9 protein-coding genes are annotated in these 17,250 nt (G+C 34.9%); all 9 read right to left on the bottom strand.

Annotated features, from left to right (window positions below; genetic code table 11):
- Window positions 1-4 precede the first annotated feature (4 nt).
- The 9 genes from ACFWU4_RS04185 to ACFWU4_RS04145 all read right to left on the bottom strand — a co-directional run bounded on the left by ACFWU4_RS04185 (window position 5) and on the right by ACFWU4_RS04145 (window position 17,239).
- Window positions 5-3,532, bottom strand: a complete 3,528-nt coding sequence (locus tag ACFWU4_RS04185; protein ID WP_411125166.1) for a sulfatase-like hydrolase/transferase — start codon at window positions 3,530-3,532, stop codon at window positions 5-7.
- 146 nt (window positions 3,533-3,678) lie between these two features.
- Window positions 3,679-5,034 (bottom strand): sialate O-acetylesterase, encoded by a 1,356-nt coding sequence (locus tag ACFWU4_RS04180; RefSeq protein WP_411125164.1) that lies wholly within the window; start codon window positions 5,032-5,034, stop codon window positions 3,679-3,681.
- Between the two features lie 76 nt (window positions 5,035-5,110).
- Window positions 5,111-6,301 carry a Gfo/Idh/MocA family protein gene (locus ACFWU4_RS04175; protein WP_411125162.1) on the bottom strand — a complete coding sequence of 397 codons (1,191 nt, stop codon included), beginning with the start codon at window positions 6,299-6,301 and terminating at the stop codon, window positions 5,111-5,113.
- Between the two features lie 3 nt (window positions 6,302-6,304).
- Window positions 6,305-7,648 carry a Gfo/Idh/MocA family protein gene (locus tag ACFWU4_RS04170; protein ID WP_411125160.1) on the bottom strand — a complete coding sequence of 448 codons (1,344 nt, stop codon included), beginning with the start codon at window positions 7,646-7,648 and terminating at the stop codon, window positions 6,305-6,307.
- The gene (locus ACFWU4_RS04165; protein WP_411125158.1) at window positions 7,638-9,032 is read right to left on the bottom strand and encodes a DUF1080 domain-containing protein; all 1,395 of its coding nucleotides are present in this window, start codon (window positions 9,030-9,032) and stop codon (window positions 7,638-7,640) included. Before ACFWU4_RS04165 ends, ACFWU4_RS04170 begins: the two co-directional genes overlap by 11 nt.
- A gap of 196 nt (window positions 9,033-9,228) precedes the next feature.
- The gene (locus ACFWU4_RS04160) at window positions 9,229-10,395 is read right to left on the bottom strand and encodes a DUF5627 domain-containing protein (RefSeq protein ID WP_411125156.1); all 1,167 of its coding nucleotides are present in this window, start codon (window positions 10,393-10,395) and stop codon (window positions 9,229-9,231) included.
- A 39-nt stretch (window positions 10,396-10,434) separates the two neighbouring features.
- The gene (locus ACFWU4_RS04155) at window positions 10,435-12,168 is read right to left on the bottom strand and encodes a RagB/SusD family nutrient uptake outer membrane protein (RefSeq protein ID WP_411125154.1); all 1,734 of its coding nucleotides are present in this window, start codon (window positions 12,166-12,168) and stop codon (window positions 10,435-10,437) included.
- Window positions 12,169-12,196: 28 nt separating this feature from the next.
- A complete protein-coding gene (locus ACFWU4_RS04150) occupies window positions 12,197-15,268 on the bottom strand; it encodes a SusC/RagA family TonB-linked outer membrane protein (protein ID WP_411125151.1) in 3,072 nt (1,023 codons plus the stop codon).
- A gap of 45 nt (window positions 15,269-15,313) precedes the next feature.
- Window positions 15,314-17,239, bottom strand: a complete 1,926-nt coding sequence (locus tag ACFWU4_RS04145) for a RagB/SusD family nutrient uptake outer membrane protein (RefSeq protein WP_411125149.1) — start codon at window positions 17,237-17,239, stop codon at window positions 15,314-15,316.
- Window positions 17,240-17,250: the final 11 nt, after the last annotated feature.

The following is a 17,250-nucleotide window of genomic DNA, read 5'->3' as shown; positions in this document are numbered from 1 at the left end:
GAAATTAAAACGAATTAATTTTAAGCTGAATGACATGCTTTCCTGGTGCTAATCTTATAGACTCAAAAGCAGATGGTACTTTTTCACCATTATGGATTAAGTCCTTTCCATCCAGACCATTTAAAGAAAATTCAGCAACCATATTTCCTGGTATTTCAATTTCATAGGTTTGAAGTCTTGCGCCATTATAGGTGTATTTTGCTTTTATAGCACCTCTTACAGTTGGGACTTCTATCTCGCTATTTTTTAATTTACTCATTTGAGGTTTAATCGTTGCAATAGCAAAACCTGGTGTTTTAGGCTTAATTCCCCAAAGTCCCCTCGGTATTACATTTGCTGGTACTGCTCCCCAAGCATGATTCCAATCTAGATTGTTTTTATACTTATTATCCCAAGCTTCTAAAGTTATGGTAGAACCAATTTTAATCATGTTATACCAACTTCTATCGGATGTATCAGTTAATAAATCTAAAGCATAATCGGCTTCTCCTGCATTATACAAACCATCCATTAAAAATTGTGCTCCGTATACACTACAAGCCAATCCTCTTGATTTTACGTAATTTACTACAGATTCATAATGTTCTTCTGGCACTAATCCGAAAGCTAAAGGCATCATATTGGCATGAAGCGACGCATGGTCTGTACCGATACCGTCTACATAAACACCACGTTCTTTATCAAACATTTGTTCGTTAACTGCCTTTTTAGCTTTTGCTGCTCTGTATTGAAAATCTAACGCTTCTTGCGTTTTACCAAGAATTTCAGCAAATTCTGCCATAATTTTCATGTTCTCATAAAAGAATGCATTAATAACCGTGCTGTATGGTTTAAATACGAAACCATCACGTTCTCCCTTGGTTTTACTGCCATTGAAGTTGGCGCCAGGCCAATCTACGATATCTGTTAACGGTTTTTTATAACCTTCAGGAAATCCAAGTTTTTTCATGAATTCGGCATCTACCTTTGTTGAAGTTATAAGACCATCTTCATTAGACAATTCGAACAAAGATTTATGTTTTAAGGGTTCGTAATAACGCTCAATAAGTTCTGTACTTCCTGTGTACATATAGTCGGCATATATCAATAAAGGGACATGTTGTTGCCACTCTGTTGGCCATGTAGGATTCTTCATAAAATACTCAATAGTGCGTCTCCCAATGGCAAATTCCCTATCGGTTGTATAATGACTTAACTGATTTAAATAAGCATCTGCTTCGTAAGGAATACGCTCTCTGTCTCCATCGACATACAAACCATTAAAGGTTGTTGCTTTAATAGAGTACTTACATAAATCCCAAACCTGATTAAGGATATCGTCATTACTAACAAAACTACTTGCGTCTTCATCCCAATAGGTATGAAATGCTAATTGTGTAAAATCCTCAGCTTTAAGCTTATTTTGTGATCCCTCTACCTCAGCATATCTAAAAGGCACTAAAGGCGGAAAACCATCTGGTAGTGGCACGGCCTTGTTTGGTCTGGTATTACGTTCGTCTGTTTGAACTTGAATTTGATATGTTGTCTGTCCTGGTTTTACATTAACTTTAATTTCTTGATAACGAATATTACTTTTCTTAGGTGGTGTTCTATTTACAGTACCATCATCATTAACCATTTCGCCGACATGTACTGTAAGCGTATGAGGCGTTTTCGCATTATAGTTAAAATCCATAGTTGCAAAAGCGGCTTTCCCGAAATCAATAGTATAAGCATCTCCTTTTTTTGCAAACTTTGCAGGCCTAACCTTAGTAGTTACAAATTTATTTTCGGTTGAAATGATGTAGCTATCGCTCTTGCCTGTGGTAAATTTTTGCGCTTCCGAATAATCTACCAATCTGTTTTCTTGTTCCCAAATTCTTACTTTCCAATAGTATGTTTTTCCTATTTCTAGGGCATTGCCACCATATTCAACATCAGTTGATTGTGCAGAAGCCACGCGTCCGCTATCCCAAACATCACCATTATTATTATCGATATCTATTTTGTTTGAAGCAACAAGAATCTGGTAAGCACCTTGAAATTTAGAACCCAAAGGTACTGTCCACCCGAACTCTGGTTTTAGGTCAAATATTTCTACTTCTGTTCCCGGTTCTCTAATTAACTCCACAGTTAAATCTGTAGGTGCTGCTCTAAATTCATTGCTATTTTTCTTGATTAACTCATCTAGCTTAGCTCGAAGATTATTAGCAACGTCTTTATATTTCTTCTTTCCTATTAAATTCTTAATCTCTTGTGGGTCTTTTTCTAAATCGTAAAGCTCTTCGATACTCTTATCATTGACATATCTGAAGTATTTCCACTTTTTAGTTCTAACACCTTCACTTGGTGCAATATTTTCAAAATCCCAAATATGCTCAATCAATATAGTATCTCTACCAATAGTTTTGGTTTCCTTTTTAACCAAAGGCATCAGGCTTTTTCCTTGCCAAGATTCTGGTGTTTTTATTCCTGCTAAGTCCACAATGGTAGATGGTACATCTATATTTAATGCCATATCGCTTACATCTTGATGGCTGTTCTCTCTAGGGTCGAAGACAATTAGTGGCACACGAATGGAATTATCGTACATTAACCATTTACCTGCCATTTGACGTTCGCCCAAGAAATAACCATTGTCGCCCATAACGATGATCACCGTATTCTTATCTAAGCCCTTGGCTTTAAGTTTTTCTCTAATCTTTTTGATTTCTAAATCTACACCAGAAATCATACGATAATACCCTTTTACACTATGCTGATATTTATCTGGATTGTCGTATCTCCATGTCCAACGTAATCTGTTAAAACCTTTTTTAACAATTTCAGGCTGCGCTTCAAAATATTTATCATCACCTAATTCTGGGTCTGGCATTGTTGTACTTTCTAACATTTGATCCATTTCTGACTGCCAGAAATATTGCTTTTCAGCAGGGTCGTGAGCATGTGGCGCACTAAAACTTAAGGATAAACAAAACGGTTCTTTATTTGACGCATTGGCATCTATAAAGTCTAATGCTTTCTGTCCTGTGTATCTTGTTAAGTGCACTGTATCTTTACCTAAAGTTTTATAATAATAACCTCTTCTGTCTTTAAATCTATTATTTCTATCGTACGATTCGTATTCGTCAAATTGCTTATCTAAATCATTGTAACGCACTCCATATTTACCATAAAACCCAGTATGATAACCATTATCCTTTAGCAATCTCGGATAAGAATTATCCATATATTCGTCACGCACATTACCAGTTTGAAAATTAAAGTTGTGCGCACGCTCATGTAAACCTGTTAAGATACTCGCTCTACTTGCCGCGCAAATTGGTGTGGTTACTATGGCCGTATTAAAATAAGTTCCTGATTTTGCTAAATCATCCATTTCTGGTGTTTCCACATATTCATTTCCAGCGTAACCGATGGCATCAAAACGTTGGTCGTCTGTAAGAATGAAAATAATATTTGGCTTTTCGCTATTGGTCTTTTGCTGTGCATAAGTTGTGTTAAAACCATACATTACGCTTAGTAGCACTAATAAATAACTGTTTTTAAACATGTATAAACGGATTAATTGTTTTGTTGAATAGATAACTTATTTTGGATAACTTATAAAGATTATCCTAATTGTTAAAATTAAGTTTTTATGATTTGGCTTGTATCCTGTTCTATCCTGAAAAAGGAATAAGCAAAATAGTAGATAGTTTAAGGTTGCCATTGGTCTGTTCTGAATACAGAAATAGGTAATCCTGATTTTGTTTCGAGGTTACTTTCAAAACAAGCTTCGAAACCATATCTTACAGCTACAGGTTTTCTCACTTTCTTACTTGATAAGATTACCTGTTTACCATTTTTATGAAATTCAATATTAGCTGGATAAAATATCTTGTCAGCTCCTGCTATTGAAAATCCTTTTACATTTTCAGAACTTATAAATTTATCATTATTGAAAAATTTAAACTTAAGTATTATCTCATCATTTTTAATTTTGAAGGATTTAAATTCAGCACTCCTGTAGGATGAATTTCTAAAACGATACTGCTTTGCTAACGCCAAATTTGAAAGTCGCTTTGCTACGATTTCTTTTTTTGATGGATGAATGTCGTTACAGTCTCCAGCATCAGTAGTTACAACTACACCAGTATTTTTTATTTCTTGAGTAATTTGTGATTGGGCTTCTCTAATTAAGTTTGGTCTAATTGAAGTCCCATTTTTCTTTTTTGTATAGTCAAAAGGTGCTATTTGCACAAAGTAAAAAGGAAGACTATCATCTTTCCATTGTCTTCTCCAAGCATCAATTAAATCCTTCATATAATCTTTATATGAATTTGGCTGAGTTCTATTAGATTCACCTTGATACCAAAGCACTCCTTTTACAGTATAGTTTTGAAAAGGTTGAATCATACCATTATACAAAAATGATGGTTTTTTTTGTTTATTCTGCTCCTTCGGAAGTTCATCAAAAAAATTGATGCTTTTATATTTGAGCAAGTCATTTTTAGGTATCCAACTTTCTATCCTTGTTCCTCCCCAAGACGATTCAATAATTCCTATGGGCACATTTAGTTTTTCATATAATTCAACAGCAAAAATATAGCCAATAGCACTAAACTTTTTTGCTGACTCCTTATTAGACTCTTGCCATTCTGAATTAACATCATTACTCGGCAAAACACTTGCTGTTCTCGGTGTATTGAATAATCTAATGGTTCTATTATCTGCAATGTCAATGTATTTCTGAGCATTTAATACCTTAGATTTTCGAAAGCCTCCTAAAGCCATTTCCATATTGGATTGTCCAGAGCAAAACCAAACTTCGCCAATTAGAACATTCTTTAAATGAATAGAAGAAGATCCTTTTACTGAAATCGTTTCTGGAACAAAAGACCCTTTTTTAGTTTTAACACTAGTTTTCCAATAACCATTTTTATCAGTTATAACCTCAGCTTTACTTCCCCAACTTGTAACAATAGTTATTACTGAATTAGGACTATCGTTACCCCAAAAGGCTACATTCTCTTTTTGTTGCAAAACCATGTTATCTCCAAAAAAAGAAGGCATTTTTGTTTGGGCTTGTAGCGAAATTGTAATTAAAAAGATACTAAAAAAACAATTTCTTACCCCTTTCATACTCTTACTAAATAAGGTTAGTATTCCATTTTACAATGTCATTATTATACATGGCATCGAGTCCCATTTGTACGCATATCGCAGTTTTTGCGCCTGTGATTATATCAGATTTGGGTTGTTTATTATTTAAAATAGCGCCTTTAAAATCTAATAGTGCTTGTTTTGTTGGATTTAGATGTTCAACATTTATTTGGTAACCTTTTTCTTTATCCCATTGAACGGTGGCACCGCTAACTCCATCGACTTCTCCAAGAACTCTGTTCTTCTTTTTACCTTCAGGATAAAACCAGGCGTTTTTCATATCAATGATTATCGTGCCTTTATCTCCAATCACTTTTATTTGGTAACCATCTTTCGCATTATTGGTTAAGTATGTAAATTTTGCTTTAACTCCGTTTGGATAGCTATAGGTTAAATGGACATTATCATAAGTTTCTCTTCCATCTTTCCAATAATCTACACCTCCAATACCCATAACTTGGTTTGGAGTTTCATTAAGCACCCAATTCACAAAATCGATTTGATGCGACGCTAATTCGGCCGTAAGACCTCCAGAAAATTCTCGGTACATGCGCCAATTTATAGCTTTTTCATATTTAGACTCAGGAACTGGCCGTCTCCAATTGCCGTGTCTGTTCCATTGACATTCAAACGCTGTAATGTTGCCCACTTTCCCTTCTTTGATAAGGTCGACCACATGTGTATAAAGTCTAGAACTATGATATTGATGACCTGTTTGAAATATTTTTTTGGATTGGTTTGCTTTGTTTACTAATGTGGTTACACCATCATAGCCTTTAGCTAATGTCTTTTCGCAAAATACATGCTTCCCAGCATCAAGTACATCAAATGCAATTTTTGAATGTAAATGAAAAGGTACTGCGACAATAACAGCGTCAACATCTTTATTATTCAATAATTTTCGGTAATCTGAATAGCCTATTGGATTTGTATTCGCTTTAGCTAAACCTTTATCCAGTCTAAAGGGTAAAACGTCGCAACCAGCAATCACATTCACATTGTCTATGGAATTGATAATAGACATAAGTCCACTTCCGCGAACTCCAGTACCAATAACACCAATATTTATAGTTTCATTGGCATTTATATGAGATAATATATTGCCATACAAGTATGAAGATCCAGCTACTACTGCCGTAGCCGCAGCGGTTTTTTTAATAAACGCACGTCTTTTCAAATTTTAAAATTTTAGTTCCCAGCCAGACTCATACGTTCTAGACCAGAGTTTCATTGCTTCTCTATCATACATCGTACCAGTTTTGTCGTCTATATCAAATCCATTCTTAATTCTGAAAGCAATATTGGCATAATGTACCATCGCCATACTTTTACTAGCATCATCAATTGGTGCTGTTAATTTTGCCTTACCTCTAATGGTATCAAATAGATTTTGAACGTGTTTTGTAGAGGTATCACCTCCACCACCTAAAGCGTTTCCTGCTTCTTTCGATGCCGAATCAAACTCTTTTACCACTTTACCTCTGCGGTCGTACAAAACATATTTTCCTCTATTTACAAATACAGAACCCGCTGTGCCATAAATTACAGTACCTCTTCCACCTCCATAGGTGTTATAGCTATTTCTAGACTTCCCATCCCATTTAATGACTTTATTGTCTGCGAATTTAAAGGTCGCTTCCATGTCATCATACATTTCCCAACCATCATCTAAAAAATGACGTTTCTCTGCTTCAACATATACGTGCTGTGGAAAATCTACTTGCAATGCCCAACGTGCTACATCTAGCTCGTGTGTTCCGTTATTACCTGCTTCGGCTGTACCATAATCCCAACCATACCAATGCCAATTATAATTCCAAGTTTCAGAGGTATAATCTCGTCTTGGTGCTGGGCCTTGCCATAAATCCCAATCTAAACCTTCTGGTATAGCTGCTTTTTTCTGAACAGGTGATTGACCTCTTCCATTATTATAAAATGCAACGGCTTTGTAAGGTTTACCTATGACGCCATTATGAATTTCATTTATGATTTCAATAGTATGACCAGATGAACGTTGCTGATTACCCATTTGAACCACTTTATTAAAATGTTTTGCCGCTTTTACCAGTTGTTCATTTTCGTGCATATTATGACTGCATGGCTTTTCTACATATACATGCTTCCCTGCTTTCATTGCCATAATCGAACCTGGTGTATGCCAATGGTCTGGTGTAGCATTAATTAACACATCTACCTTTTTATCATCCAATACTTTTCTTATGTCATTTTCTAACTTTGGGTCGTAATCGATATGCTCTCTAAAGCCTTTTAAGGCCTTTAGGCGTTGACTTTCCATTACATCACATAAGTAACTTAATTTAACGTTACTTGCTTTTGATCCTATTGGTGATTTAAATGCGTTTAAGCGTCGTCCCAAGCCTGCAATGGCTACATTTAAGCGGTCGTTAGCTCCAATAATGTTGTTGTAACTTTTAGCAGACATGGCATTAACACCACCTGTTAGGCTCACTCCAATAGCTGCTGCTGTTGTCCTTTTTATAAAATCTCTACGGTTATTTCCCATTTTTTTTCTTTTTTGCTTTTGGAACTTTAATTTTAATATTTCTAAACGCTACTCTATCACCGTGATCTTGTAATAAAATCTGTCCTTTATCTAATAATCCAAAATTTGGCCATTTTTCATATTTGCTTTCTGAAACCAATTTTAAAAATTCCTCGCTTCCTCGCTCGTATTCTAAAACTTTTACATCGTTAATCCAATGCTCCACATGATTATCAATGGATTTTATGTAAGCTGTATTCCATTCGCCAATTGGTTTAATTGGTTTTTCTGGGACAGCTTGAATTAGGTCATATAGAGAACACACTGTTCTACTACCTTCGTGAGAACCTCTTTTAGCATCTTCATGAAGATCATCATCTAAGATTTGATATTCTAAACCTATCGACGAACCTGGTCCTTTATTAATTTCGGTATCTACGTAATATTTAATACCACTATTTGCTCCTGGTGTTAGTTTAAAGTCTACTAGTAGTTCGAAATTTGCATAATCTTGAGTGGTTACAATATCTCCGCCTGCTGCAGATTCTGCTCCACCAGAGGATAAGACAATCAATTCACCATTTTCAATAACCCAACCTTTATCTGGAAATACATCTAACTTCGCACCTCTCCATCCATTAGTGGTTTTACCATCCCATAGCATTTGCCAACCTGATTTTTGTTCATTAACTGTGAGGTTATTTTTTGTTATAATAGGTTCTAAAGGTGATTCTGTAGTGTATTGAGAAAGATTCTCTGTTAAAATCTTAGCATTCTTCCACATGACTTGCTTACCAAGTTTGTCCTTGTTTTTACCAATAGAGTGTACTTGTAAGCCAAAAAATCCATTAGCGGTTTTGTCATCGATTAAATAAGATGCTGGAACACTATTAATCCAAGTTTTTATCGTATCACCTATAGCTTCAACGCGGTAATGATTCCATTCATTTTGTTTAAAGGCTTTTTGCGCTTCTGGATTATTTTCTAGAGTATGTAGCCATTTGCGTCTTTTTTCGTCATAAATACCTCCGCTCCATGCACGCTTTGAAGGATCTATTTCCATCTGGTAACCGTGAACCAAACCATCTCTATAAAAAGGTAAACTGTTACTTCGTATTTGGATTCCGGAATTCATAGTAGAATCGACCTTAAAATCGATTTCAAAAATGAAATCACTATACATTTCATTTGTTGTTAAAAACGTATTTGGTGTATTTGCGGCTGTTGTACCAATAACGACTCCGTCTTCAACTATATATTTTGCTTCGCCGCCTTTAATGCTCCAACCCTCTAATGAATTATTAGTAATAAGATTTGCCCAGGGTATTTGTTCTTGTTTTTCTTTACAAGAAAATAATATAATAATACTAAAGGCTGATAATAAAATGGTTTTAAATTGTTTCACTTGAAATTATTTTTACTTAATACCATTTACCATTTTGAAACTACTGTAATAGATAATTTGATTGGTGTATGATATGGCTTATTTTTTATTTTTATTAAAAAACCCCCCATTATATAATGAAGGGTTTGATTTATTCTTAAAACTAATAAATTAAAATTATAGTCTATTGATAAACTTCACAGAACAAAACCGCTCGTTAGTCCACTGTTAAATCAACTACAAACTCTTCGAATCTCACATCTCTGTCTCTAATAACTAATGTATCATTTACCTGATGATTCAATTCAAATGTAGAAGTTGTTGTTGAAACTAATGAACCAAAAAAGAATTCCTGAGTTACTTCTATATCTTGCTCTATATATTGAAAATCTAAGTAAATTACGTCTCGAGGTTCTCCTCCCCATTCATCTCCGTCTTGTACAAAGCTTCCTGTTCCCGTTACGGTAATATTGCTATCAGGATCAGCATTAGAAACAGTAATTTCTTCATTATCATTAAACGTCAATAGTAAAGACAACTCAACAACAGCAGCAAGACCTGGTCTTCTAACATTGATAGTAGTAGTTACGTCACTCCTTCCCGCGGTTGTTAATGGAAGTAATTCATCTTGTACTACAAATTCTGCTCTATAAACAGTAGAGCCATCAATGTTCTCCGTTACTGTTTCTGTGGGATCTCCATTTTCAAAAACCGTAACCGATTCGTTAAAACCTACAGCTGCATCCTCACCACGTCTTAGATAGATAGCGTCGTATTTGTTCATAAATTTAATACCAAAAAGCGTATAATCTTTTGGTAACGGGTCCCAGTCTTCATCTCTTATTTTAATAGGATTATCAACTAAAGGAACCCCTGTTAAAAGGGAATCTAGTTCTTCAAAATCTGTAATTCTTAAAGGAATTACGTAATGCACATCTTCAAACTCAGCGAACGCCAGTGGATCGTCAAAGAAGGCATCAGACAGCTGCACAGGAATACGTCCATCTGTAGAACCTGATGGAATTGTTACTGGACTTTGCTGTTCAATAGTATAGTAAGAAGCTGGTAAAATCTTAACATTTACAGTGTCTACACCTAAGGCAGCTGCATCTATTAATTCAGGAGCTAACTCAAAATGTACTCTTCGGTCTATTTCATTATTGAAAACTCCTGACATAACCACACCGATTTCAAATCGTCCATTATTATCGTTTTCGTTAAAACCTAAATCATACTCACCCTGAATTAATGTTCTTGCGGGAGTTTGAAACGGAAAATATACTGAAGTTGAGCCAAAGTCATCAAAATCATTATCCTGATTTTCACAAGCTATCACACTAAAAATAAGAGCGACTACACATATTAATTTCAATTTTATTTTCATGTCAATTTTTTTAATTCCTATTAATATACAAAATTTATACTACCAGCCCATATTTTGCTCTAGTTCAGAAAATTTTAAAATCTCTGAATTTGGAATAGGCATATAAGTAGCAAATGGTTGATAATTTCTAACTTCAACAGACGGCAATTCAATATAATTATTTCCATCAAAAAAGTAACCTTTAGCGGGTTCAGTTAACGGTAATCCCCATCTTCTAATATCCCAGAATCTGTGCCCCTCAAAACTTAGCTCTATTCGACGTTCATTTCTAATTAGCTCTCTCATCTCCTCTTGAGTTGTAATAGATGCCAAGTAATTATCTGGTTGCGTAATTCCTGCCCTATTACGTAATGCTGCAATCACATCCCGAGCTGTGATACCATCAACCTGATTATCTGGACCACCGATTTCATTAGCTGCTTCAGCTAATATTAAAAACAATTCAGTATATCTAAAATATACATTAGCATGACTTTGACCTTGAGCAGTTCCATTATCATTGATAAGAACATCTGGACGTAACAATTTTTTAAGGTAATATCCAGTAGTTGTAGACTGCTCAGGAATAGAGTCTAACCTATCATTTCCTCCACCAACACCAGTATTAATTATATCACCTCCAGCACCAAAAGAAGCGCCATTAACAATAACATATTTTTCTAATCTAGGGTCTCTATTGGCATAAGGGTTTTGAGGATCAAAACCATTAGCCGCGGTTGCAGGAAAGCCATCTTGCATTGGAAAGGCCATCACAAAGTTATGTGTTGGATTAATCTCACCATTTCCGTTAATGGACGGCGGAAATATTCTTGCTTCAAAGTTAAACGTATTACCACCAATAGAACCACGCCAAAGGGATTCACTACTCTGAATATTGCCATCTGATATATAAAACTCATTACCTGTTGGATCTAAACCAGCAGTACCTCCAATAGTATTTAAAATTTGGGCTGCGTTAGTTGCTGCCATATTGTAATAACTCTGACTATCTAAGAATGAAGGGCTCGCCGCAAAAAGTGCTAAACGTGCTTTTAATGCACGTACTATTCTCCCTGAAATACGTAAATCAAAAAAGTTATCATTTACTATTCCATATTTTGCAAACTCAAAATTCTCTAAATCTGAATACCATGGATCTACTTGTCCTTCACTTAATCCATAATCTGTTGGCAATAAATTAAGTGCCTCATCAAAATCTGCCATAATAGCCTGAACCGAAGCTTCGAATGATAAACGTGGTACATTAAAATTTCCATCTGCTTCAATAAACTCCGTAAAGTATGGAATACCTAGCAGTTCTCCAGATTGCCCTGAACCAGCATGTGCTTGAAGTACATAATAATGATGCAATGCTCTTAAAGCCAGTGCTTCTCCTTTCATACGCATTTCGAACATTGTGTTAATTAACGTATCTCTGCTCCATTGCGTTTCTCCTGTTTCAATAACGTCTAAGAATCTGTTTACCCAGAATACACGTTCAAAACTACCCCAACGGGATGCAGGGTTGAATTGCGCATTTAACTCACCAAGCGCCATTCTTTTAAAATTGTTATCTAAAATATTATTAACAGCATCATCTGTAGCTACTTCAGAAAATGAATATTGGTTAACTAAGCCTGTATATCCATTTAACAATACTCCTTCTGCTGCATTTGGATCCGAGAGAATAAAATCAAAATCCAATCTATTTTCTTCAATAGGCTCTAAGGTATCACAGGCAATCATGCCAGTAAATACAGACACAATTAATATATACTTTATTAAATTCTTCATTGTATTTGTCTTAATTTTCTTATTCATATTAAAATGATGCTCTAATACCTAAAGTAAACGTTCTAGCTAGTGGTGTTCCACCTATCCTTAACTGTCGAACATCTCTATTTTTACCTATTTCAAACAAATTAGTTCCAGAAAGATTTACACTAAAATCCTCTATACCTAATTCTTTATAAAAAGTATCATCAAACTCATATGTTAACTGCGCACGGTTAATGCTAAAGTAACTCGTGTCAAACAACCAAAATGTAGATTGTCTGAAATTATTTTGATTTGTTTGCGATGATAACCTTGGAAAGGTTGCCGTACTTGCTGTTTCTGGGGTCCATCGTCCTAAAACAACTTCTGAGTATTTATCATTTCCGTCAACTGAATAATATTCGTTAAAACTACTATTTAACTTATTACCCTGAGCTCCTGATTGACCTACACCCAAAACAAAAAGGTTGAACCTTTTATAATTTAAGTTTAGATTTAGCGCATAAGTCCATGGATTGCTGGATTGTCCGATTGCTCTTCTATCATCATTATCTATAATATTATCCCCATTAAGATCCTGATATTTTATATCTCCTGGTTGAACGTTGCCAAATTGAGGAACTGGTAAACCTGTATTTAAGTTACCATTTGTATCAAAATCTGCTTCTCCATAAAATCCTTGATCAACTAATCCAAAAATTGTAGAAATCTCTCTTCCTTGTGTTTGAAGATAATCTTCAGTAAATACTTCAGATCTTATAGCTCTTTCAGTTTGACTATATAGCACATTTGCACCTAAAGTAATTGACAAATCTTTATAAGTTTTATTGAAATTCATACCGATTTCAAAACCAGTGTATAAATTCTTATTGAAATTATTATACGGTCTGAATATATCATAAAAAGACGGGAATTGATCTTGTATGAATGTTATTTGTTTGTCTAATTCTGTTCTAAAATAATTAGCTTCTATCCAAAGCGAATTCATTACATACGTTTCAAAACCTAAATTTAAGTCTACACGTTCTTCAAATGTTAAATCAAGATTTTCTCCTTGTGAAATATCTATTCTTCTATTAGTATTACCATCAGCCCAACCAACATTGCTACCAAAAGCATAGTTTACATCATATAAATAGTAAGCGCTAGAATCATCATCAACAGTACCACCAGAATTAAGCGCTGTAATACCTCGATCTGATTTTAAAATACCACCAGAAGCTTTTAACTTGAGGTAATTAATAAAATTACTGTTCTTCAAAAAAGATTCTTCACTTATAATGTAAGCTATACCAGCAGTTGGCGAAAATGCTCCTCTATTTCCTTTAGGTAGTTTTATTGAATTAACATAGGTACCTGTAAAATCAAAAAATAGTTTCTTTTTATAATCATAAGCCATTTGAAAGCCTACGTGCGCATCAACATCTGTTTGAATAACATCACTTCTCCTTTGCGAATTATAAAAACCTAATAACGTAGTATTTAAAGAATGGTCCGTAGCTAAGGTAGTATCATAGTTTATGAGTCCGTAAAGACCAAATCGAGATAAAAAACCATTGGTTGTGGTATTCTCTCTTTGATCTTTTAAATCTTCACCAAATACATTAAGACCTGTTATGATATCACCCTCCCAAATTGGTTCATAGGTTTTAAATTGGTTCTCAATAGATAAATTGTAAGAATCAAAAAAATCAAAACTCACATAGGTTTTAGCTGATAAGCCTTTTGCTATCCTATCTAAATCAAAATTGATTGTGTTGTTAAACTGCGTAGAACGAAACACGGTGTCTCGATAACCACCTGCAATAGCTAAAGCTATGGGTGCATCTGACCCAAACTGCTGAGTTGACCCTAAAAGAAATCCATCAAAGGTGTTTGCTACTTGTAATTGCGCTGCAAGTGTAGGGTTGCTAGTGTCTATTAAATCAATAGGTATCAATGGAGCATAAGCGTTTGGTCTTAAAGAAGTACCGGCGCTTAATAAATCGGCTCTAGACCCTCTAGTTGTGCTTATAACAGCAATTCCATCAAGACTGCTTGTTATCCAATCGTTTATTTTAAAATCTAGATTACCTCTTACATTAAAACGGTTAGTACCTGCATTTATATCTTCATTAATATCTACCCATGCTCCCTCACGATTCCATCCCACGTTAACATAGTATTGATTTTTATCATTACCACCAGAAAACTCAGTTATAACATTTGTAAAATTGACTAAACGTTGAACATATTCACTAGAATATAAGTCTACATCAGGATATTTGTATATGTTAGAACTTGTTCTAAATTCTTGGATGAGTGCTGGATCAAAAAAATTATCGAACCCATCATTATTCCTGGCTTCATTAAAAAGTGTCATATATGCCGCTGAACCTAAATAATTAGGTAAAGAGATAGGTGTTCTAATACCAGAGAGAATATTTACGTTGACTTCTTTTTTATTAGCTTTTCCACGTTTGGTATTAATAACAATAACTCCATTTCTTCCTTGACTACCATATAAAGCAACAGAATTAGCATCTTTAAGTACCGTTATTTGCTCAACCTCTTCCATATTTAAAATATTAGGGTCACGACCAATAACACCATCAATAACAAAAACAGCATCACCTACACCTCCTATACCTCTAATATTATCAGAACCTCTAACTCCTAACTGAAGTCCGTTAATATAATCTCTAACCCGTTGGGTATTGTCATAGGTCAATCGATCTTTTGTGTTAATTGAGGATACTGCACCAACAATATTACGTCTGTATTTAGTGGCAACTCCCATCTTTATTTCGTCATCTTCCGAAGCGAGGAAAGGCGATTTTGTCATGATAATATTACCAGTTAAATCAGACAAAGTAATAATAGCTGATGTATATCCCTTTTTTTCAAGTACAACAGACTCATCATCTAGTAATGTAAATTTAAACTGTCCATTAACATCCGAAGATGTCTTATTTCCACTAGATCCTGAGACGGCAACTCCTTCTATGGGGTTACCTTGCTCATCAACCACAGTTGCTATTACCTGTTTATCATTTGTTTGAGCCATTGCAACATTGTATGTGCAAAACAGCGTTATGCATAATAAAGTAACCAACCTAGATAATTTATCAATCTTCATTTTTTTCTTTATATTAATTAAAACAAATTTTGTAAAGGACTACTTCTACCATCCTGGGTTTTGAGTGAAGCCTTCGTAAATTAGTGTTTGCTCAACTGGAAATGGTAACCAATAATGCTTTGGGAACTCACAAATTCTATCTACTAGAAGTGTTTCTGTGAAATTACTTTGGTCTTGGGGAAAATCTAAGGCTAATTTTCTTCTATATTTATCTAAATGGGCTAATCCCCATCGTCTAATATCAACCCATCGGTGTGCCTCATAACTTAACTCAACCGATCTTTCTCTTCTTAATTCATCCATAAACTTGTTGTTGTCTCCAACTATAGCAGGATTTACATTAGGAATACCAGCTCTGTTACGTAATAAATTAATAGCGCCCTCTGCCGATAAGCCAAAAGAACTAGGTATAGCCGTTGCACCCATTGAAGCATGTAATGCTTCTGCATACATTAAATAAACATCTGTAAGTCTCATATGCATTCTTACTCCTGTGTATTGATTTATAATAGGATTCCATCTACTATGATACTTACCATCAATTTTAGGGTAAAATTTTGTCCACATATACCCTGTATTATTTACTATTTTGATGTTTTCAGCACCAGTACTACGGTGAAAACCTTTTTGACTAGCATTTTCAAACCAAAGTTGAGCAGCTACATGATTTGGATCCTCAGCTCCTGGATCTATAACTTGTCCATCAATAATATGCCATCTATAAAAACGTGGATCACGATTTGCAAAAGGCTGAGTCGGGTCGTAAGTTGGTGTTCCAAAATTACCACTAAGATCATCTTCAATAGATAATCCATTAGCCATACCAAAATTGTTATGAATAAAATTATGGGTAGGGCTAATTACTTCAAATCCAGCAGAAGTGGTATGGATCGCCCTATTTACTCCTGATGCCATAAATCTTGTAGCTTGTCCTTGACTACCGCCAGTTGCAGAAAATATAAATTCTGTACTTCCTGGCCACACACCAGGTGCTGGTGATTTCCAAAATACTTCATCGTAGTTTTCCCAAGAAGCTAATGCATAACGCCCCTGATCGGCTAATTGAAGAATTCCTGAAAAAGCTTCTACAGCCATATCACACAACTCTGTATCATAGTCATATGGATTTATACTTACATTGTTACCTTTCATTAATGGACTTGCTGCTAAAAGTAAGTTCTTACCTTGAAAAGCATATGCCGTACCTTTAGTAAGCCTACCTCTATTTTCGCCTTGTGTTAGTTGTCCATAAGGTTCGAGGTCCCAATTTACAGGTAATAATGCAACGGCTTTTATGTAGTCTTCATTAGCTAGTAAAGCAACTTCTTTGTACGTCTCTGGACGTGGTATTCTAAAATCATCTATTATAACTCTATCGATGTATGGATAGCGCCCCCAGAATTTCATAACCTCGTTATGGAAAAATGCTCTGAAAAAATAAGCTTGTCCAAGAATAACATCTTTCTCTGCCTGCGTTGCATTTACCATTAAATCTCTCCCTCCATTCTCAGCACTTTCTACATTTCTAATTACAATATTAGCTTTACGAATACCACGTAAGCTACCATCATATAATCCTGGCCTTTGTTGATTAAAAGCATTAGTATTTGCGACATTAGCAGAGTTAGTCCCTGTAGATCCATAATCAGCATTATAGTGGTTGTTTAAATAACAAAAATTATCTCTTATTACATCAGTGAATCTTCCTGCATCGATATCACCACTTGCTTTTGTAGGCCTGTCTACAAATCCGTCATCTCCCAAAAGAAAATCTTGAAAGGTATGCGTTTGCTGTTCATAAGATACCACTAAGGCATACATTTCTTCAACAAAACCTTGCGCGTTATTAAAGGTAGAAAAAATCACCTCTTCGTCTATGACTGCATCTGGCGAAACGTCTAAATAATCCTCGCATGAAAACGGGAATACTAATCCCAAGATTATTAATATTTTTACTTTATAACTTTTCATAATTTCTTTTT

This window comes from Winogradskyella sp. PE311, from assembly GCF_046545555.1.
Lineage (GTDB): Bacteria > Bacteroidota > Bacteroidia > Flavobacteriales > Flavobacteriaceae > Winogradskyella.
The sequence above is the reverse complement of the archived record's forward strand: the minus strand, read 5'-3'. Positions and strand labels throughout refer to the sequence as shown.